Annotated in this window: 22 protein-coding genes; all 22 read right to left on the bottom strand. The window is 28.4% G+C overall.

The window, feature by feature from the left end:
- The 22 genes from D2A34_RS26635 to D2A34_RS08615 all read right to left on the bottom strand — a co-directional run bounded on the left by D2A34_RS26635 (window position 1) and on the right by D2A34_RS08615 (window position 19,730).
- Window positions 1-159 carry a hypothetical protein gene (locus tag D2A34_RS26635; protein WP_169896807.1) on the bottom strand — a complete coding sequence of 53 codons (159 nt, stop codon included), beginning with the start codon at window positions 157-159 and terminating at the stop codon, window positions 1-3.
- Between the two features lie 114 nt (window positions 160-273).
- Window positions 274-1,071, bottom strand: a complete 798-nt coding sequence (locus D2A34_RS08705) for a RelA/SpoT domain-containing protein (RefSeq protein WP_079440549.1) — start codon at window positions 1,069-1,071, stop codon at window positions 274-276.
- Between the two features lie 202 nt (window positions 1,072-1,273).
- Window positions 1,274-1,747 (bottom strand): peptide-methionine (S)-S-oxide reductase MsrA, encoded by a 474-nt coding sequence (gene msrA, locus D2A34_RS08700; protein WP_182629329.1) that lies wholly within the window; start codon window positions 1,745-1,747, stop codon window positions 1,274-1,276.
- Window positions 1,748-1,837: 90 nt separating this feature from the next.
- Entirely contained in the window at window positions 1,838-2,782 is a 945-nt protein-coding gene (locus D2A34_RS08695; RefSeq protein ID WP_243128279.1) for an alpha/beta fold hydrolase, read from the bottom strand.
- A gap of 208 nt (window positions 2,783-2,990) precedes the next feature.
- Window positions 2,991-3,992, bottom strand: a complete 1,002-nt coding sequence (locus tag D2A34_RS08690; RefSeq protein ID WP_119366359.1) for a DUF3800 domain-containing protein — start codon at window positions 3,990-3,992, stop codon at window positions 2,991-2,993.
- 509 nt (window positions 3,993-4,501) lie between these two features.
- Window positions 4,502-5,746 (bottom strand): anti-sigma-I factor RsgI family protein, encoded by a 1,245-nt coding sequence (locus tag D2A34_RS08685; RefSeq protein ID WP_119366358.1) that lies wholly within the window; start codon window positions 5,744-5,746, stop codon window positions 4,502-4,504.
- Window positions 5,747-6,301 (bottom strand): sigma-70 family RNA polymerase sigma factor, encoded by a 555-nt coding sequence (locus D2A34_RS08680; protein WP_119366357.1) that lies wholly within the window; start codon window positions 6,299-6,301, stop codon window positions 5,747-5,749. It lies immediately after the preceding gene.
- Between the two features lie 287 nt (window positions 6,302-6,588).
- Window positions 6,589-7,680: an anti-sigma-I factor RsgI family protein gene (locus D2A34_RS08675; protein WP_119366356.1), complete on the bottom strand. Its 1,092-nt coding sequence runs from the start codon at window positions 7,678-7,680 to the stop codon at window positions 6,589-6,591.
- 222 nt (window positions 7,681-7,902) lie between these two features.
- Entirely contained in the window at window positions 7,903-8,040 is a 138-nt protein-coding gene (locus D2A34_RS26630; protein ID WP_182629328.1) for a hypothetical protein, read from the bottom strand.
- 84 nt (window positions 8,041-8,124) lie between these two features.
- Entirely contained in the window at window positions 8,125-9,180 is a 1,056-nt protein-coding gene (locus D2A34_RS08670) for a galactose ABC transporter substrate-binding protein (protein ID WP_182629327.1), read from the bottom strand.
- 323 nt (window positions 9,181-9,503) lie between these two features.
- Entirely contained in the window at window positions 9,504-10,205 is a 702-nt protein-coding gene (locus tag D2A34_RS08665) for a response regulator transcription factor (protein ID WP_119366354.1), read from the bottom strand.
- Between the two features lie 40 nt (window positions 10,206-10,245).
- Window positions 10,246-11,715 (bottom strand): sensor histidine kinase, encoded by a 1,470-nt coding sequence (locus D2A34_RS08660; RefSeq protein WP_119366353.1) that lies wholly within the window; start codon window positions 11,713-11,715, stop codon window positions 10,246-10,248.
- Window positions 11,716-11,806: 91 nt separating this feature from the next.
- A complete protein-coding gene (locus D2A34_RS08655) occupies window positions 11,807-12,544 on the bottom strand; it encodes an ABC transporter permease (RefSeq protein WP_119366352.1) in 738 nt (245 codons plus the stop codon).
- Window positions 12,541-13,257 (bottom strand): ABC transporter ATP-binding protein, encoded by a 717-nt coding sequence (locus tag D2A34_RS08650; RefSeq protein ID WP_119366351.1) that lies wholly within the window; start codon window positions 13,255-13,257, stop codon window positions 12,541-12,543. Before D2A34_RS08650 ends, D2A34_RS08655 begins: the two co-directional genes overlap by 4 nt.
- A gap of 209 nt (window positions 13,258-13,466) precedes the next feature.
- Entirely contained in the window at window positions 13,467-14,327 is an 861-nt protein-coding gene (locus D2A34_RS08645) for a hypothetical protein (RefSeq protein WP_119366350.1), read from the bottom strand.
- Window positions 14,328-14,697: 370 nt separating this feature from the next.
- On the bottom strand, window positions 14,698-14,997 hold the full coding sequence (locus tag D2A34_RS08640) for a FliH/SctL family protein (RefSeq protein ID WP_079440536.1): 300 nt from the start codon (window positions 14,995-14,997) through the stop codon (window positions 14,698-14,700).
- Between the two features lie 133 nt (window positions 14,998-15,130).
- Entirely contained in the window at window positions 15,131-15,841 is a 711-nt protein-coding gene (locus D2A34_RS08635; protein ID WP_119366349.1) for a DUF6710 family protein, read from the bottom strand.
- A gap of 137 nt (window positions 15,842-15,978) precedes the next feature.
- The gene (locus tag D2A34_RS26625) at window positions 15,979-16,134 is read right to left on the bottom strand and encodes a PHP domain-containing protein (protein ID WP_182629326.1); all 156 of its coding nucleotides are present in this window, start codon (window positions 16,132-16,134) and stop codon (window positions 15,979-15,981) included.
- Window positions 16,118-16,462 (bottom strand): PHP domain-containing protein, encoded by a 345-nt coding sequence (locus tag D2A34_RS08630; protein WP_119366348.1) that lies wholly within the window; start codon window positions 16,460-16,462, stop codon window positions 16,118-16,120. The genes D2A34_RS26625 and D2A34_RS08630 overlap by 17 nt, the downstream gene beginning before the upstream one ends.
- A gap of 506 nt (window positions 16,463-16,968) precedes the next feature.
- Window positions 16,969-18,027 carry a DUF262 domain-containing protein gene (locus D2A34_RS08625; RefSeq protein ID WP_119366347.1) on the bottom strand — a complete coding sequence of 353 codons (1,059 nt, stop codon included), beginning with the start codon at window positions 18,025-18,027 and terminating at the stop codon, window positions 16,969-16,971.
- Window positions 18,017-18,634 (bottom strand): hypothetical protein, encoded by a 618-nt coding sequence (locus D2A34_RS08620; protein ID WP_119366346.1) that lies wholly within the window; start codon window positions 18,632-18,634, stop codon window positions 18,017-18,019. Before D2A34_RS08620 ends, D2A34_RS08625 begins: the two co-directional genes overlap by 11 nt.
- 7 nt (window positions 18,635-18,641) lie before the next feature.
- Window positions 18,642-19,730: a DNA cytosine methyltransferase gene (locus D2A34_RS08615; RefSeq protein WP_119366345.1), complete on the bottom strand. Its 1,089-nt coding sequence runs from the start codon at window positions 19,728-19,730 to the stop codon at window positions 18,642-18,644.
- Window positions 19,731-20,537: the final 807 nt, after the last annotated feature.

Genomic DNA, 20,537 nt, shown 5'->3' with positions numbered 1-20,537 from the left:
TTATTTATTTCTTAAGCTAATAAGTATTCTTTTTAATTTTTTAATTAAATAACCGTAATCTATCCCTAGTATTACAATATTTTTCAGATCAAAATTACTTAGAATGTCTAGAATTTCTTCATTATCTCCTAATGTCTTTATAACAGACCTAAATTGCATAATTGTTCTCTATTCAATCCTAGTTCTGACCCTATTGCTATTGATATAACTGTAACACTCAATGAATGTAGATAAGTATTTTCGTCATATGATTGTAAATCTTAAATTCCTATATTAAATTTTACTTTTCAATTTATTTATTTCGACTTGTTGATTTTCTATTATCTTTCTATAGTTTACTTCCTTCTCTCCCCATTCCTTGCTCAGGTTATTAATTAGTGATGCCATTTCATCTGCACTCCCTACAATTCTATTGAATAACAATAGATTAGACTGGAGAATTTCAGGGATTTCCCTATGTGAATATCTTAATCTATGATCTATTTCTCCATAACCTTCTTCAAAAATTGTTCTGACTTGTATTTCAGCTATGACCTTCTCATTAGTGGGATAAAACTCCACAAGATAATGAACCGATCTGTATCCTGAAGCTTTTGATCGTACCTCTATATTCGTATCGTCAAAAACATCAATATTGTCCCCATCTCTCACATTAGCAGTTATTTCAATAACTCTCCAAGTTTTCACGATAAAATTATGTATCTCTTGCCATTGATCTTTAAATATATGTATTACTCTAATGCCTATCAAATCATTTATTTCATTTTTGTAATTATTTACAGTGAATTCAAAATCATCTCCATATTTACTTCTTCTATCTTCTGTCTTTCTTATAACTTTTTCAATTAATCCACTTGGGTCCTTTATTCTTGATTTAACTGAATGCACCATTCTCTTTGCCCTTAATATATTAGCTATAAATTCTGCTTGATTATCATATGAACTTTTATAATCTATGTAATCTTCATAAATTTCTTTAAGATTATTAATATCTATGTTATTCTTTGATATTGTTTCTTTAGCATAAGGATATTTCTTTAAAAATTCATCTATACTAAAACTTTTTTTCATCTTCTTCACTTCCTTTATTAAATTCTGTCAAACTTCCTATTATCAAAATTATACTATATAAGCAAACAATTATTTATGATTTAACCATTCTCTTTAATAATTTCTTAATAAAATTAAATAGCTATCTTAAAATTTTATAATCATTTTAAGATAGCTTATTTAAGCCATACACTCTAAAATAATGGCCTAAAACATTTCTAAACTAATTAAATTTAATATGACAATATCCTGTCGGATTTTTTTCTAAATAATCTTGATGATATTCTTCAGCCGAATAATATTTTTCTAGTGGTTTAACCTCTGTTACCACTGGATTTTCATATTGTTCTTGTACCTTCATTTTACTTTTATTTATCATATCTAAATCCGACTCTTCAATATAATAAATTCCACTTCGATACTGAGTACCGATATCTCCAGCTTGTTTATTCAATGTCGTAGGATCAATTATGTTCCAAAACTTATCAAGTAGTGTATATAACGAAACAATTTTTTCATCATAGGTTATGTAACATACCTCAACGAAATCCGTATCATTTTTACATACTTCTTCGTAAGTGGGATTTTCTGTTTTTCCGTTTGCATATCCCACTTCCGTTTCTAATACTCCTGGTATCATAGCGAAATATTTCTCTACTCCCCAGAAACAGCCTCCACCTAAAACTATTTTCTTCATATTTAACACATCCTTTAACAGCATTATAAATCCAAGCAATAACATTTTGCAATTATATTTTATCTAAAATCTATTTTTAATAAAGAACCACTATATTTTTTCTGTTTTAGAATTATTCATCCAACTTAGAATATCCTTGTATACTTCTAGTTTATTTACTTCATGTAATATATCATGATATTTATTTAAATATGTTTTTGATTCTATATTTCTGTAACCAATTCGATTTAAGAATTTTATTAATTCACAAAACTTTTTCTGGCTTATTACTACAATATCATCTTCTCCTGCAATTATTAGTATAGGAAGATTTAAGCTTTTTTTAATCCAATTTTTCTTACTATATACATTAATTATTAATGTACAAATGTTATCAAATCCATTTATCGTGAATATAAATCCACAACCTTCATCATTAGTAAATTTCTCTATTTCATTTTCTGAATTAGTCAGCCAGTTATCGTCTATTCCTCGAATTATTTTATGTATAAAAGATGATCTAAAATGATCCCCCTTTATTTTCTCTATGACCTTACACAACTTTTTAATAATTGGTATAGCACTGTTCTGAACTGGCGGCCCACATAAAATAAGTCCATCCAACTCGTAATCATATTTCTTTAAATACGCCCTTGCTATTAACGCCCCCATACTAAACCCTAACAGATAAAATTTATAATCTCCACACCTGTTCTTTATGTACAAAGTTATTTGGTGCAAGTCTTCAACAAGATTTATATCGCCGTTATCATAAAAATACCCATAATCATCTTTAGATTTTACACTTTCACCATGGCCTATATGATCATGCACTACACATATATATCCACAGTTCCCTAAATAATTCATAAATTCTATATAGCGCTTTCTATGCTCCATCATACCATGGCTAATCTGTAAAATTCCTTTAATTTCACCTCGTGGCACATAAAGGGTAACTCCCAAATCCACTTTATCTTTAATTGATTTAATTTTAAAATCCTCAAATTTTTTTGAATAATCAACTATCCCTTTTTCGTATAATGTTTTTTTCACATAATACCTCACAAAATCCGTAACTAATTTTTTATATCTTTCCCAATTTTTCATTATTTAAATATAAAGATATTTGTATTTAAAGTTTTAATTTAAATTATGCAAAACAAAATTACCCTGAAAGCTCAACTATAACCTCCAGGGGATTTCATTACTCTAAAAATCTATAAATTATAGAATTAATTTAATTTTTAGCAACTGTATTTATTTAATTGGTTCTGTTTATCTTAACATCTATTTCCGAAAAAATTCTCGATATAATATTCTCGCCTCTTTTATTAATCAAAACTTCCCCTAACTGTTTACTTAATAATTGGATCTCATTAATTAAGCTACTAATTTCTTTATCCTTTTCAATAATACTTGTATCCTTAAGTGCCAATTGCTCCTTAAGGATTTCCACTTCCTTATTAAAGGTTTCTATATTATTATATTGAATGCTCTGTAGATGATTACTTGGAATCCCAATCTCAACTTCCTTATATAATTTATGTTTTATTGAATCGAATATTTTATCCTTATAACCATATTCATTATATGATATTAATTTTCTATCAATTTCTCTTATCCCATTTGATACCCTACAAATAATATTATTCAACATATTATTTAATTCAATACCTGTGCCATAAGTCTTATTATTTTTTTCGCAAACTATAAAAGTATTAATTTTATCTTTAATATTAGACGGAATACTTAAGTTTGTATTTCTTTCATAATATACATTAAAGAAGTTTTGTTGCATTATGCAGCTAGATCTCTCATTTCTAGCTTCCATAATCACTCCACCCGATTCTCCATTTTTCCTTATAACAAATGAATAGAATTTTTTTAATAACCTCCTAGTTACTAAAGAATATGAATCATTTGTTTTATTGCTATCATGTTTTGCAGAGCTCGATATTATTGTAAACTTTAAGTTTTTTAATAATGCTGGTAGATGATTAACAAATCTCTTTTTCTCGATAATATCGATATTCTTATAGACATTTTTATCAAAAACTATATCATCTAGAAATAACTTACAGTTTATCTCACTAAGAATCCCTTTTTTATACTCTTTTAGCTTTGATTTTAACTCACACTCTTTATTTTTTGAATTTACACAATAATCATATTCAAATATTACACCAATCATAGTGATATTATCATTAATGTTCTTACTTAAGAAACCCCTTTCATCAACAAACATTAAATATTTTTTACCCATACAACTCTCCCCTTTAACAATTATTCCGTAACCTGAATATCCATTTTATCAATTAGTATATTTAGTACTTAATAAGAATATAAAATATACTTATGTACACATTTTCATAGACATACGTCTAAATTTTTCATGTTAACGTTATTATACAAAGGCAATTAGTTCATGTTAATATTCTGTCAATCTATCCTATCTCATATAATTCCTCCTCATTTTAATTCTCCATATAATCACTTTGTATATTAATTCTACATAAGGTATATTTTTCCTTTTTATTAACATTAATCACAATAATAAATACAATTGTAAAATATATAAAAGATCATCTTACAATTGTATTTATTCAATTCTAAATTAGTATATGTTATGTAAATACTAACTTAGAACAATTTTTAAAATTATAAGTTAATTAAGTAACCCAATATAAATAAAGATAGAGTAATTTACTTTATAAATCACCCTATCTTTTAATTTACACTCTTTTCTTTTCTTAATTGATAGTGATAAGTGAATTAGTTATTCTTGCCTTTACCTATATTTTCTGAACTCGAATTACCATTTCCGCTTTTCTCTGACTTAGAGGAATTTCCCTTTCCTTGTGAACTATCACTATTTTTTTCTGATGCTGCTCCAGACTTTTCTTCTTTCTTTGCAGCGTTTTCTTCCTTCTTAACACTACCGTTATTACTATTCTCCTCTTTCTTAACACTGCCAGTAGTGCTGTTCTCTTCTTTTTTAATTATGCCATTGCTTGTTTTCTCACTAGAAGAGTTCTTATTTTTTCCTGGTACAGCAATTGTAGCAGAGTCTACTGATGATTTAGATACAGTCTCGTCTTGTTCAACATTTTCATCAGCTGTCATATCAGTATTAGTAGATTTAGTATCAGTGTCAGTTGTCGTACTTGTCGTTGTGTCTGTACCAGTAGTTGTTTCACTGCTTGTCTTCATTTTTCTTAATTCTTTAGTTTTCTTTTGAATATCTTTTACGGAACTAGATTTATAATCTTCAACTTTAATTTCCGGATCTAATGCTTGAAGCTTTTGTATAAGATTTAGTTTTCCTGGTGTCATTCCAAGCTGCCTTGCTTCATCTCTTCTTGCAAGTGCCACTTTATTAGTTTCAACTTCTGCATCTACATTATTATTTTCTAGTGTCTGATCAGCAGTTTCTTTTAGAGATTCATTTAGTTTATCTGCAATACCATCCTTATCCGTAGATACTGTAATTTCAACTGCTGCAGATGTAGTTGCAGTTTCATCAGTTGTAATTGCATCATCTTCTTCTATATATCCATCAGAAATTGCATTTGTTATCACAGCACTTACTGCATCATCAACATTTGTATTTATTAGATCGGTACCTTCTAATACTTTTTCACCGTCTTCATTATAAGCCTCAACTGATACTACTTGATCAAAAGCATTTACTCCTAATTCAACGCTTGGATTAATATCCACACTTACATATGCTACTGGAGTTTTTGCGTATGCGTATCCGCCTCCTCCTAATCCTAAAACTGCTACAGCTGATAATGCTAGCGCTATCTTTCTTTTCATATAAATTCCCCCTAAATAATCATTTATTCTTCCTGAAAGTGTATTGGCTGCGGCATAAAATCCCGCCTTTTTCTTTACTGATCTCTCTATACGTTTTCTAGTAAGAGTGTCTAACGATAAATTCATCTCTTCATTTAATAATAAATCAGTATCAGCTATACCTAGTTTCTCTAATTCCTCAAATAACTTATCATCCAATTATAATATCCCTCCCAACACATTTTTTAATTTTTGTATACATCTCGATACTTTTTTATCAATAGTATTAACTTTAATTCCCAAATCACTAGAAATATCTTTTGAACTTTGATATAAGTAATATTTTCTTATAACTATTTCACTATCAGGTTCTCCTAATGATTTTATTGCGTTGATTAATACTGACTTGCTCTCCTTTAGCAGAAGCGAATTAGCTACGTCATCAACCATACTATATAAATCTTCTGGTAAGTCCTCTATAGGAATATGATTATTATTCTTATTTTTTCTGTACATATCTATTGCTTTTCTTTTTGCTACGACTGCCAAAAACGCTTTTATTGATCCCTTTTCCAAATCAATCCTATTTTTATAGTGGAATACTTGAAAAAACACATCGCTTACACATTCCTCAATATCCTCTTTTGAATATGTTCCTGAAAGTTTATTTAATATAATAGTATAAATAAGTGCCATATAGCTGTCCATCATCACTTTGAGGCCTTCCTCTGGTTTATCATGCAAAAGCTTAAGTAGTTCTATATCTGAAATCAAAGTGCACCTTCTTTCCCTCAAATTTCCTCTATATTATTTAATTCGCAATAACCTAACGAAATCTGACACAAGATTTCAAAAAACATATTATTTATTATTTACATAATCTTTTCTAAATAATTATATTTTCTTCTCTAAAAATACATCATGTATTAGATTCTTAAGTATTACTAACTAAACTTTAAATTTGAGTTAAAATATCAAATTTAATCTACACAAAATAATAGAGCAGCTAATACCGAATTCAATATTAGCAACTCCTTTCTTATATCACTCCATTAATATCCTTACTTTTTATCCTTATTATTTTCCTTATTTTGTGCATTTGCATTGTCATTACCATTTTGTTTTTCAGACTTATCTACATTATCTTTTGCATTTGTAGTCTTAGTCTCAGCTTTCTTAACTTCTGTATTTTTCTTTTCTTCTTTATTAGCATTCTCGTTTGCTTTTGAAGAATTATTGGTTTTGTCTTGAGTAACTACATCTTTACTTGTGTTTGTTTCTGCATTAACATCGGTGTTGGTATTTTCTTCAGTAGTAACTTCATCACTCTTATTTTCTTTTCTTAATTCTTTAGCTTTCTTTTGAATATCTTTTACAGAACTATCTTTATACTCTTCCACTTTTATATTTGGATCTAATGCTTGTAGTTTTTGTATAAGATTTAACTTTCCAGGTGTTATTCCAAGTTCCCTTGCTTCATCTCTTCTTGCAAGAGCTACATTATCAGTTTCAACAGTTGCATCTGCGTCATTTTCTTCTAATGTTTTATCAACTGCATCTTTTAAAGCTTCTTCTAATTCAGCTGCCACATTATCCTTATCTGTAGATATTGTAATTTCTACTGCCGCAGATGTAGTTGTATCAGCTAATGTGTCAATTGCAGCTGTATCATCTTCTTTTATATATCCATCAGAAATTGCATTTGAGACTACAGTACTTACTGCAACATCAATATCAGTACTTATTAAGTTAGTTCCTTCTAAGACTTTCTCACCATCTTCATTATAAGCTTCAGCTGAAACTACTTCATTAAAAGTATTCACTCCTAATTCTACACTTGGATTAATATCTAAACTAACATATGCTACTGGAGTGGTTTTTGCATGTGCATATACGCCTCCACCTAAACTTGAAACTGCGACAACCGCTAATGCCAATGCTATTTTTCTTTTCATAATAAATCCCCCTAAAATATTATTTATCTTTTGCTTGAATACATTATTCTCACTATAATAACCAGTTTTTCTTTTTATAGATTTTTCAATCCTTTTTATAGTTAGATCATCTAATGATAGATTAATATCTTTGTCTAATAGTAACTCAGTCTCTCTTATATTTAGGTCATCTAACTTTTCGAACAATTTTTCTTCCAAATTATCAAATCCCTCCTAACGATTATTATTAATCGTATCTAGATACTTTCAACTGCATTTATTTCTTAACCATGGTTTGGATAAATACTCTTTTTAACTTTTATAAGCTTAATTTTGTTTTATATAATATAGTTCGCTAGAGCAATTTCAAATCTGACAAAACGAGCAGATAATTTTATTATTTTTTTAATTTAATATAATTAATATTAAAAAAAGAGCCTTTTATTTAGTCTCTCTTCTCACTGGTTTATATTTTGAATCTTTATCATTAGGATTTATATAATCATAGTCTCCATTTTCAGTTTTTTTCAATCCTAATGAGGCCATTTGATTTTTAGTAACTTTACGCTTATTTGTCATGATTATTCCTCCAACATTTCAAATTTAAAACAAAATAATATTGATATGTATATTTATATTTCCAACCCAAATTATAATTTGAATTTAACTTGGCACATATCGTCTATATGGAATACGTACACTCACTCCAGAATCATCAAAGGTATAATCTGTTCCTTCAAGAGGTTTTTTATTTGCAATCAAATTCATTCCAATTCTATATACAGCATTTGCTATGCCTCGAGCATCTTGAATAACAGTTCCTGTCATGTATCCCTTCTTAATGAAATCTATAGCTTCAGGTATCGCATCAACTCCAACAACTGAAATTGTTCTCCCTTTATCTCCAGCATTGTATCCAAAAGCTTGAAGTGCTTTGATTGCACCTATTGCCATTGCATCGTTATTGGCAATTATAGCTTCAATTCTATCACCATATCGTAAAAAAATTGAAGTCATAAGTTTTTTTGCTTGTTCCTCATCCCAATTCGCAATCTGAGAAGTGAGCTCTTGTGTATTTATACCTGCATCATTAATTGTTAAAATTGAATATTTTGTTCTATAATCAGTATCTAAACTCTCTTCCCTTCCCTTTAACATTACATATTCCATTATGTCATCATTATTTCTATCGATTAACTCTTTATTTTTATTCCACTCATCAATGAGAATTTCACCTTGAAATATACCTGCATCTTCTAAAGTACTTCCTACGAAGACGGCTTTCCCATAAGATTGAATTGCATCTTTTTTATACGGTTCCCTATTAAAGAAAATTACAGGAATATTATATTGCTTAATTCTAGCAACGACTTCCTGCACTGAATTTATATCAACTAATGCTAATAACAACAAATCATATTCGCTGCTCTCTAGTACTGTTTTAATAATTTCATTTTCAGTTTCCTGACTTTCATTGGCCGAAAAGGTTGTAATCTGTACATTTCCGCCATTTTCCTTCGTAATCTCTGCTAAGTTCTTAAAAATTTCATTTATAAATGGTGCATTAATGTCGTAAACTATCATTGCTACTTTAATTGTTTTTACTGTCGAATCACCTGAATTAATCATTTTTGCATATGCACAGTTACTTTCTATGGCTGTGGAAAAAACAAAAATTACAGCTATGATAGATATAATTCTTATGCCTAATTGCTTCATATTTTCATTTTCCTCCATGTAACTGTAATATACAAATTATATACTTACAATTAGTTTCAGTCATATAAAACTTATTTGTTCCATTCATTTGCAGTTTTCACTATATAAACACATATAGTTTTGTTTATTAATCTCACTTTCTATTTTAGTATTTACTTTAGTAAAAAGTTTATTCTACGCAATTATTGATTCAACCTATAACTAAATTTTATTTTAAAATTATTAAAGCAAAAAATAGAGCTCGTTAATCAAGCCCTATTAGGTATATAATTTCCAAACATTAATTATACTTAGTTTTAATAAATTCTCAAATTATAAAAAAATTATATTTTAAATCTATAACCAGCTCCCCATACAGTTTCAATTAACTTTATATTATTATTTTCTCCCTCAATCTTCTCTCTTATTCTATTGATATGAACAGTTACTGTCGCAACATCTGCATAAGAATCAAATCCCCATATTCTGTCCAATAGAGCTGTTTTTGAAAATACTATATTGGGATTAGTTGCTAAAAATAATAATAATTCAAATTCCTTATTCGTAAATTTCACTTCTTTTTCATCAACATATACCCTCCAAGCTTTTGTTAAAATCTTCAATCTTCCAAATGTTATGGTTCCAAGCTCTGACGATTCATTCTTTTTATCTATTGATGTTAATCTATCATAACGTGAAAGGTGAGCATTTACTCTAGCCACTAGCTCACTTGGATCAAACGGCTTAACTATATAATCATCTGCTCCAAGTCCAAGCCCTCTTATTTTATCTATTGATTCTTTTTTTGCTGTGACCATTAAAATAGGTATTTCTTTGCAATTTCTTATTTCTCTGCAAAGTTGAAATCCGTCCTTAATAGGCAGCATTAAATCTAAAAGAATTAAATCAAATTCCTTATTTAATGCAAGTTCTAATCCCTTATCTCCGTTTTCTGCAATTTCAGTTTCAAATCCATTTATCTCCAAATAGTCTCTCTCTAATTCTGCAATAAGCCTATCATCTTCAATAATTAAAATTTTTCTCATTTTCTCTTCCCCCATCACGGTATTTACTCCAAATTATTTGCTAACCTTCGTAAATAGATCCTTCATAGTTACTTATTGGTAGCGTTATAATAATTGCTAATCCATTTATATTTTCAGCTGATATTGTACCGCCATGTGCTCTTACTATATACTCAGATATAGACAGTCCAAGACCACTGCCTTGACCTGGATTAGTTCTAGCAGAGTCCTCCCTATAGAAGCTAACAAATAAACGATTAAGATTTTCTTCTAAAACCCCTGGCCCATCATCCTTAATTTTCAAGATAATATTCTCTTCTTTCTGATCTATTATAATATTCACGTTCCCACATTCCTTTGTTTTATACCTTACGCTATTTTCAAGTATGTTAACTAGCACTCTATTCATTTCTTCAATATCAATACTGATTAAAATATTATTGTCACAACTATTTTCATAAGATAAATTAAGTCCTTTCCCTTTAAATTCGTCTACAGCATTAACAAAGAAACTTTGAAAGAAGTCGATACAGTTTACTATTTCAAAATGAAATGGAAATTTTCCTGTATCTAGCTTAGAAAATAGAAATAATTTATCTACCAACATATCCATATCACAAGCTTTATTATATATAATTTCATGATACCTTTCACGTTTTTCAGGTGTATTCGCCACTCCATCTTTTAACCCTTTTATATACCCCTTAATTGTTGTTAACGGTGTACGCAAATCATGTGATATTCCTGCCACTAACTCTTTTCTATTTTCTTCATATTTTAGCTGCATATGAACAGATTCCTGTAATCTAATCCGCATTTTATCAAAATCTGAACAAACTTTTGCAAATTCATCATTTCCTTCGTAATTCATTTTAAAATCGAGATTACCCTCTTCTATTTGCCCCGCGCCATAACTTAATAATTCTAAAGGTTTAATCACACTTTTAGCTACACGGGATGATAAAATGCCATTTGTAAATATAATGATAAGTAATGCTATAATAAATACAATTCCCATATAACTAACAAAGAAAGATCTTACTTCAGTTCTCATATGGTCTTTATTGATGATATTATTTGACTTAACAGCAAGTAAAGTAATGCTTTTATTATTTTTTGTAATAGTATTTTTAATTAAACTTACCGAATTTACTTCAAGTACCATTGAATCTGATGAAGAAATTATATCACTTTGTAATTTAGAAATAGAATCTCTATCTTCATCAGTCAAATTTGAGAAGATAGTATTTTCATTGCTTGTAACTAATAAATTATACCCCGCATCATTTAAGGTTTCTCCAAACTTTTCAAAACCTTCCTCTCTCATATCAATATTTTTTAAACTTTTGCTATATGAACTTATAGCCCTCTGTACAAAATAAGTTCCGTTTTCATCATTTAATCCCCTTATCTTCTTTCCATATATCTCCGTAAATCCTTCTAGGACACCTCCGGCAATTACTACAATTAATATCGCTGGAACTATCAACATTAAAATATTGGAGATAATAAGACGTTTTTTTATCATCATAACAAGATACCCCCTAATTTATCTTATGACACTTCACTTTCTGTTTGTTTTTCCTTAATTCTTTCAAAATCAAGAAGTAACCTATAACTATCTAATATTCCCTTTTTTCAAACAATGCATATGCACCTGAAAAGAAAATTAAGGAGTATCCTGATAATAATCCAATAACTGTCAGTATCGACTTTACTGGCATTTGAGATCCAATAAAAAACTTATATAAATTTGTGTATGAAGTAAATAAAACGGAAGATATTGATGGAAATATTAACCCCAAAGCCATTATTATGATATAAATTAATACTGAAAGCATTACTGAAGAAGTACTGCTTTTTGACAATTGAGATATTAATATGGAAAGAAAGATTATTGGAATTGATGGTAGTATGGAAATTATATACGCTGCAAAAATCCCTGGAATATTTATCACCTGCGTTCTTCCGAATAATACTCCAATGACTGAACTTATAATAAATGTTATCATTAATACGCATATTACGTAAATCAGAATCGATATCATCTTAGACACAAGAATTTCATATCTACTTATAGGCCTTGTTATTACAGCTTTAATAGTTCCATTTTCTTGTTCTGCTGCAAATAAATCTGCAACTGCCATAAAAACAATTAATGGGATTAATATATTAGTGAATATTGATAATATGTTTAATTCAAAACTAGATAATGAAACATTAATATGTCCTTCTGTAAAATTACTTATAATTCCTATAAATATAACTAATAATTCAATACAGATTAGTAATACTTTATACTTAGTTCTCTTAAATAACTTAGTGCTTTCGCTAATTATACCTGCTTTCACTGAACTCATACATCCTCCTCCTTTTCTACAACTTGACTAAGAAAATATTTTTCTAAAGTTTCGCATTCACTAAGTGCGTCCTTCATTAATGATATATTTAATAACTTTCCTTCTTTAATTATACCAACTTTATTACACATTAACTCTATCTCGTGAGCAATATGACTAGAAACTAAGAATGTTATTCCTAACTTTGATTGCTTAATTATTATTTCCCTAATTTCTACAGTTCCTTCAATATCTAATCCATTAGTAGGTTCATCTAAGATTACTAGCTTAGGTCTAGCTAACAGTGCTAGTGCAAGACCTAATCTCTGCTTCATCCCAAGAGAAAAATTTTTCACTTTCTCATTTGCATATTTTATTAGTCCAGTCTGTGTAAGAATATCATCTATTCTCGGATCTTTTATTCCTGAATAATAATTTGCTGCCAATTTTAAATTTTCCTTAGCCGTAAGATACTCATATATAGCTGGGGCTTCAATAAGACACCCTATCTCTTTTGAACTTTCCTCCATAATATCTTTTCCTAATATTTGAACACTGCCTTTATCTGCATATGACAAGCCAGTGATAATTTTCATAGTAGTTGTTTTTCCTGATCCATTTGGACCCAGTAACCCAAAAATATCTCCCTTTTCAATTTTAAAGGATATATCACTAATTCCGCGGCCATTTTTATAGTTCTTCGTTAAATTATTAACTTCAAGTATCGGCTCCATAATAATTCCTCCTCATTTTAGGATTTACTGTCTCAAAATCAAGTCAAGCTATATTTCCAAAAAACTTTAAGAATATAAAGTTGTTTCCCTTACAATATTAATTTTGAGACAGAATTGTAACTTTAAAATATTTGTCATACAACAAAATTACTAAATAGTCAATTTAAGATATATGATTAAAATATATCTTTTATATTCTATATTTATTTTTATTTTGATCGTTTATTTTCCATTGTTTGAACTTGTTTACCTGTTGTGTCAATTGAATCAGCTTTTGTAGAATTTACATTGCTAACTGCAGTATTAACAGATAGTTCAAATTCATGTGAAACTCCTTTTTCATCTTCTCCAGTAATTACTACTTTTACATCATTTTCAGATAGTGTATTTCCATCTACTTTTGCAGTCAGACTTAATGATTTTATATCTACATTTTTTAAAGTTGGTATATCACTTATTGCTTTTCTTAGTTCATCGTTTGCAAATTCACCCTTGTTATAACTTTTTTTATCATTCTGCTCCTCAACAGCAGCTGAGATTGCTAGTTTAGCAAGTTCAGGAATTTGTGCACCCTCTAGTTTTACACTAATTTCATCTCCATCTACAACAAATTGATTTTTAACATCTCCAACTAATGTATCAAGAACCATTTCTCCGAGTTTTGCCCTACTAGATGAAGCATCAATTTTTCTGTTTCCTCTTCCAATATTACCCTTGGCGCTATTCCCCATAGAATAATAATTATCCCCTTCTTTAATAACAATCTTGCCATCTACTCTACTTGTTTCAGTATCCTTAGTGACATCACCAATTTTCACCTCAATATTTGAAGAACTGTTGGTACCTTCAAGTTTTTCTACACTATTTCCTGAAATATCAGTATTTCCGTTATCCTTTACCTCAAAAGAAGTTGAAAATGTAGCATTTCTAGTCGTAACTAGTTCTCTTACTGCACTTTTATAAGTTTCATACCCTGATGCTCCACTTGCAGATGCTGATACAGTAACTGCTAATAACATACATCCTGTTAATGCAGTTATAACTATGGTCTTTATTTTCTTACTTTTCATAGTTTACATCTCCCTTTATTTTTTCAGCTATTAACCATGTCGAATGTCAAAAAAAGTTTATTAACTAATAGCTTAATTGCATTATAAATAGTAGGTGTAATCTTTTTATAAAAGAAATATAAACAATTTATAAACTCTCCCACAGTAATCAATACTTTTTTTAAGTTAATAAAAAACTATAAGCAAGTTTTCACACACATGTTCAACCTTGCTTATAGTTTCATTATTGATATTCTTATTCATTTTTACTTTACATCATCTACTAATCAATCATCGAATCAAGTCTATCAAAAATTTTTTAAAACTTATAGAGAAATTATCTTATTTGACAGTCCTAACTTAAGAACTAATATACTTCTTCAGCCATAAATTAGCAACAACATCTGGACCTACGACATTTTCTCATGCATATACCTTTTAAGATTTCTTGCTTTGCTAAAACATACCCAGCTTTTACACCTTGAGTATAACATTCATTGCAACCTCTAACTCTTCCGTCGTTAAATCCCTCACTATACCCATCTCTATATCCTTGATCATAAGTGTCTGCTAATGTATCTGAAAAAGGTCCATTCCCCCTACAATAAGGTCCTCTAGCAGCTCCGGCTGTATTTGCAATTTGATTTGGATTGCCTGGTCTGTATCTTCTGATACGAGTTCTATTTTGCATTTTTTTACTCCTTTGTATTTTGATACATTTCTAATAGTATATTATGATAATTTATGTTATTTGTTATTAATAAATAGCATATGAGCTTAACTTTTTCATGTGTACGTTAATTGATTATCACAAACTTTACCAATCATAAATGTATATTATATTGTTTTAACATTCTTCCTATCTCAAAAATAACTCCCAATTCAAAATTTTTCACTCTATATATAATTTCATTTGTCTTAATCTCTCTATAGTATGTTCCATCAAATTTAATTTCATCATATTTATTACCCATATCAAAAACATAGTCAGACTTTATTTTACCTTCTTTTTTTAAAATCCCTGCTAATAACGAGTGATTTCCATAATAAATTATGGCTATATTAATAGGTAGAAATAAGTGTGCCTTGTAATCATTATGGTTATAAAAAAATGAACTTCTATTTCCTCTAGTATCCTTAGCTAATCTCTTTGCAAATCTTTTTCTATCCCCTGCAATAGGGATAGCCATATCATTATCTAAAGATATATCTATCATTTTCTCTTCTTCATTTAAAAGATCTCTATCAAAATATTTTCTTAATCTAAATCCTAAATCATTAAATATACTTTCTATAAAATCAACTTCTTCTCCTAAATACATTTTCATAATAAGTCTATCTCGCACTATTTGTCCTAGTGAATTAATATATAATTTTATAGGTACGTAATTTGCTCCTCCTTCTGCGATTATAATTTCCGCTAACTCTAAGAGTTCTTCTAATTTATTCATATTTCTTAATTCTTCCTCTAATTTAGGCACCTCAGAATTTGACCTTGCTAACTTATGTATTCTTTTTCTAAAATCGATAGACATCTCATCACCTCTACCAGATTTATATTAGAAAATCTAAATAAATATGTTACTAATGAGATTTTATGAAGAAAGATGTGTAGTAAATAAAGAATAAACACCATTTACTTCCAACGAATTTAACTAGAGCTTCTATAGTTCTATTTATCTAAAGATATATCCATTCTATTAGAATGATTCAATGTATTAAAATCATGAAAATCTGAACCTCCAGTAATTAAAAGTTTATGTTGTTCGCATATGTCTAGAAATTTAGAATTATCGTCTTGTGAATTAAATCTATATATAGCTTTCATCAAATTTAAAATTAGTCAATAAATCTTCTATTTTCGTTTTTCTAATCAATATAGGATGCGCCAATACTACAGTTGCATTATTATTTCTTAATAAATCTACTCCTTCTTGCACCGATAAAATAGAACTTCGAATATATGCCGGGCTACCATTCACCAAATATTTATTAAAAATCTCATGCATACTAAATTCATATCCTGCATTAATGATTTCTTTTGCTATATGAGGCCTTCCAATCATTCCATTATTCTTTGACAATAATTCATCTCCATTTATTTTTATACCAAAATTTTTCCAAACTATTAACAATTGTTTTGCAACGATTTTCACTACCTTGTTCTTTTATCCTAGCAAACTCGATTATTTCAATACCTGTTATTACTTTGCCATATACAATAGCTTCCTTGCAACCTTCTAATGTATCATTATCTGTTTATAGAAGCTATATTATACCCACTCTTTTTATATAAATCTAATAGCCCGTTAATACTACACTTTCCATCAGAATAATTTGAGTGAATATGGAAATCTCCCTTGCTAAACATAAATCTACTCCCTCTCTAGTCAATCATCCTCAAAAATATTGAAACTTGCGGTGTTTATATTGAGGATTAATTATATCATAGTTTCTAAACTCATATTTATCTATTAATTATAATCTTCTAATTCCTATTGAGCAGATAGATAGAACTTTTTGTCCAAAAGAATTCTCTACATATTGTTAAAATTAATGTAATAAAAAAAAAGAGAATCTTTATAATTTCTAATTCTCTTTCTTTGTTATTTGTAATATTTCTCCACAAAGTTAAACTTATTCACAAAATAATATAAACTATTTACTCTGATATAATTTCTTTAAAAACTTTTAGCCGAATATTTCGATTCCTAAGCTTGTTAACCCCCTCAGATGAAGCCAATTTATATATTCTTATCTTATCTTCATAACTTCCTTCTTCAATAATACTTCCAGAATCGTTTTTAAAATCATTATATTGAGTTATAAAGGAATCAATTTTATCTTGTATTTCAGATGTAATTTTAATATTATTCTTTCTCATATATCTTATTAATGAGAACAAAGTGTAAAGTTGTGTCTTTTTTCTAAAGAATTTCAGATTATTTTCATTAAAAATTTCTGTTGCAATTTTCATCCATTCAAAGATTTCAGCTTTGTCGGCTTCCATTTGTTCATAATTTTCAGCATAGTCTGTATAAGCATCATTAATAGCTTTTTGAGTTGTTTGATCTATTACACCTTTTCTTGCCAATATAATTAATGTAGCGCAAAATTCATTATCTCGCATTCGTCTTATATCTTGAGAATTAAATAATGAAAATTTTTCCCAAAATTCTAACGATGCAATTTCGGTTGTTAGATCTGCAAATTTCCCCCAACTTGTACCATGTCTTTTCTCTTGTGCATTTAAATCATAATCTGTTAAGTTTAATCTATAGAACATCATTTTTATACGTTCTTTAGATTCTTCGTTAATTTGTACAACTGATAGTGGATAGTTCCAAAATTCAATTTTTTCGGATTCGCTAAAATCATTAAAATACTTATTTCCATATTTCTCTTTAGCCTCATCACTAATGAGGCAATCTGTACTTAATTTGTATGCACCTTCTGTAAATTCAAAAATTGCATTCACTCTTTGTTGTCCATCTACAATATGAGTAATTGATAACCCCGTTTCCGGATCGGTTGCAGCATCCCAAAAAAATAACTCTGGAATTATGTATCCTAAGGTAATTGTTTCTATCAATCTAATCTTATCTTCTGGCAACCATACTTTTCTTCTTTGATATGATGTATCAACCACTAATTTCCCTCTTTTAAATTGACTTCTTATTTCTGCTAATTTAACAGCAGACCTAATATAATCAAACCCCATTTAAATTCCCCTCCTTTATTTCTCTTAATCCTCTTATTTGATAATCCATTAAGTCTCTTAAACTGCGATAAATTCTATAGTTTACTTGATGATCAAACCCAAAATCTGATACTAAACTATCATTTAATTTATCAACTTTACGATTCCACATACTTCTAATTTCATCAATCTCAGTAAAGGTTTTATCATTTACAAAACCTCTAAATATTTCTTTTGCCACTTTATTATAAGAATAATTAAATGTTATTGAATGAACTCCCCTAAATTCACTCCACAATTGAGTAAATATTTCATTTGATATAAGAGCTATATCAATATCTGATGGATGCTCGTCATCATCCACCCTAAATTCTTGGAATAGCTTTTTCGTAGGGGAAATACTATATCCTATTTTACTACTCCCAATTGTTACTATATTATTAAATCCAATATCTAATTCTTTTGATATTAAAGCTTTTATATTATCACTTATTTTATGTATTTGATCTTGTTTATATCCTAAATACTCGGATAAATACCAATTATCTGTTCTAAAATAATATTTTATTATAAATTCATCCTCTGGCAACTTGTACAAATCATTTTTAATACATTCAAAATCAAACATGTTAGATTTACTTCCTTTCCAAAATTTTATTTAGTGCCTTAGCAATAGCTCTACTCATTTGAACCGGGACTCCATTGCCAATAGCCTTAAACTTTATAGTTAAAGGCATTTTATGTGGCATTATATACTCATCTGGAACTGATTGAATTCTTAGTGCTTCTCGAATACTTAGTCTTCTTGGCAAAGTTGGATGCAAATGAACTTCATTATTACCATACGCCACTGTGGGGCTAAATCTATACCTATGCAATCTCTTAAAACTTTTTCTACATGTATCCCCCTCATCAATTTCATGGAATTTCTTTGATTTTGGCTTAAAATACTCTTCAATATTTTCAACTTTTGATTTTTTATCATCAAAGGTTAAGCACCAATCTACCATTAGTTCGTTTGGTATATCTTTGGGCTTTTGAATAAAATCGCCGAATTTATTCTTATCTGGCCATAAAAATTTTCCTTTAGCATTTTCATACTTTACTCCTTCTAACCAAGGAAACCACTTATCTTTTTCATTTAATCGAGAATTATTTTTAAAGAAGTCTTGCTCAATTCCAATTAAAATAACACGTTCTCTATCTTGTGGAACTCCATAATCCAATGCATTTAGAACTTTAAAATCAACTATGTATCCGCTCATTTCCAATTTAGCTTTTAATGTTAAAAAATACTCTCGATGTTTTTTAGTTGTAATTAATCCTTTTACATTTTCAAAGACAAAAAATGTTGGTTGAAGATATATTATTGTATCTACATAAACACTAGACAGAATTCCATTCTTACCTTTTTCCCCCAATTGATTACCAGCTACTGAAAAATCTGGACATGGTGGACCACCAATTATTCCCCAAATTGTATTATCATCTAACCATGAAGATTTAAACTGCCTTTTTAAATCTCTTAAATTCAAATCTGCAATTGAATCGTTAGATATAACTTTCATTTCCTTTTGTAAAACTGCTGACATACCAACTCTATATATTTCGGAAAAATCTTTAGATATCTCATTAGACCACATTACATCAAAATTTTCCAGTTCAAAGCCCAAATCTAAAAATCCTGCACCCGAAAAAAATGACACTATTGGAATTTTATTCATACGTTATTACTCCTATTTCTCTGCAAAAATCAATTATTATGATTATATATCAATTCAATAAAATATAATAGCAACTTTTTATATTAGTAATTTTAAAAGTATAGTTAAAACCAACACTAATAAATTAATTTTTATAAGAAACTATAAAATTCTAAATTATATATAATGTTTCAATCGTAAAACCGTCAAATATTCATTATATTTCTAAAACCATATTAGTTCCTAATTATACATTATATGGTTATTATCACTGTCATTATATAATTTTAACAATATACTCTTATTATAGCATATTTTATAAATACTTAATCATAAAACTACAATCTCACCAATTTACATATAATTCTTAAACGACCGTTTATATTGTATTATAATAACATCATAACTTATATAATAGTAATAGACAAATAATAAAATTAGCTTTTTAACATTATTTATAAATAGAATCTACTTATTGTAATAACATAATTTTAATAATACTTATTTCATAAAGGATTATACTTTAAAATTCTTGAATTACTTCAACCATAATCGTAGAAAAATCTATTGTTAAGGACCGATGTAAACTTATTTTTACTCTTTCTGAGGAATTGATTTGCCTCTCACAATTATAGATAATTTAATTGAAGATATTAATATTTATGCTGAATATCTTCTAAAAAGCAAAAAATAAAATTAAATTAAGCTAGACTACAAAAATGAGAAACGAGTCACTTTTATTATTCCTTTTATTACACTAATTATATTAAGGCTAAAAAGAAGAAATATATTTTTTGTTTAGGCGATATTACTCAGTATTAAAGAGCA

It is taken from the genome of Clostridium chromiireducens (genome assembly GCF_003575225.1).
GTDB classification, from domain to species: domain Bacteria; phylum Bacillota; class Clostridia; order Clostridiales; family Clostridiaceae; genus Clostridium; species Clostridium chromiireducens.
The sequence above is the reverse complement of the archived record's forward strand: the minus strand, read 5'-3'. Positions and strand labels throughout refer to the sequence as shown.

Bases quoted from the DNA above. Each gene is read 5' to 3' on its own strand.
- D2A34_RS26635 (WP_169896807.1), bottom strand. From the start codon at position 159: ATGCAATTTAGGTCTGTTATAAAGACATTAGGAGATAATGAAGAAATT.
- D2A34_RS08705 (WP_079440549.1), bottom strand. From the start codon at position 1,071: ATGAAAAAAAGTTTTAGTATAGATGAATTTTTAAAGAAATATCCTTAT.
- msrA (WP_182629329.1), bottom strand. From the start codon at position 1,747: ATGAAGAAAATAGTTTTAGGTGGAGGCTGTTTCTGGGGAGTAGAGAAA.
- D2A34_RS08690 (WP_119366359.1), bottom strand. From the start codon at position 3,992: ATGGGTAAAAAATATTTAATGTTTGTTGATGAAAGGGGTTTCTTAAGT.
- D2A34_RS26630 (WP_182629328.1), bottom strand. From the start codon at position 8,040: ATGACAAATAAGCGTAAAGTTACTAAAAATCAAATGGCCTCATTAGGA.
- D2A34_RS08670 (WP_182629327.1), bottom strand. From the start codon at position 9,180: ATGAAGCAATTAGGCATAAGAATTATATCTATCATAGCTGTAATTTTT.
- D2A34_RS08665 (WP_119366354.1), bottom strand. From the start codon at position 10,205: ATGAGAAAAATTTTAATTATTGAAGATGATAGGCTTATTGCAGAATTA.
- D2A34_RS08660 (WP_119366353.1), bottom strand. From the start codon at position 11,715: ATGATGATAAAAAAACGTCTTATTATCTCCAATATTTTAATGTTGATA.
- D2A34_RS08655 (WP_119366352.1), bottom strand. From the start codon at position 12,544: ATGAGTTCAGTGAAAGCAGGTATAATTAGCGAAAGCACTAAGTTATTT.
- D2A34_RS08650 (WP_119366351.1), bottom strand. From the start codon at position 13,257: ATGGAGCCGATACTTGAAGTTAATAATTTAACGAAGAACTATAAAAAT.
- D2A34_RS08645 (WP_119366350.1), bottom strand. From the start codon at position 14,327: ATGAAAAGTAAGAAAATAAAGACCATAGTTATAACTGCATTAACAGGA.
- D2A34_RS08640 (WP_079440536.1), bottom strand. From the start codon at position 14,997: ATGCAAAATAGAACTCGTATCAGAAGATACAGACCAGGCAATCCAAAT.
- D2A34_RS08635 (WP_119366349.1), bottom strand. From the start codon at position 15,841: ATGTCTATCGATTTTAGAAAAAGAATACATAAGTTAGCAAGGTCAAAT.
- D2A34_RS26625 (WP_182629326.1), bottom strand. From the start codon at position 16,134: ATGAAAGCTATATATAGATTTAATTCACAAGACGATAATTCTAAATTT.
- D2A34_RS08625 (WP_119366347.1), bottom strand. From the start codon at position 18,027: ATGGGGTTTGATTATATTAGGTCTGCTGTTAAATTAGCAGAAATAAGA.
- D2A34_RS08620 (WP_119366346.1), bottom strand. From the start codon at position 18,634: ATGTTTGATTTTGAATGTATTAAAAATGATTTGTACAAGTTGCCAGAG.
- D2A34_RS08615 (WP_119366345.1), bottom strand. From the start codon at position 19,730: ATGAATAAAATTCCAATAGTGTCATTTTTTTCGGGTGCAGGATTTTTA.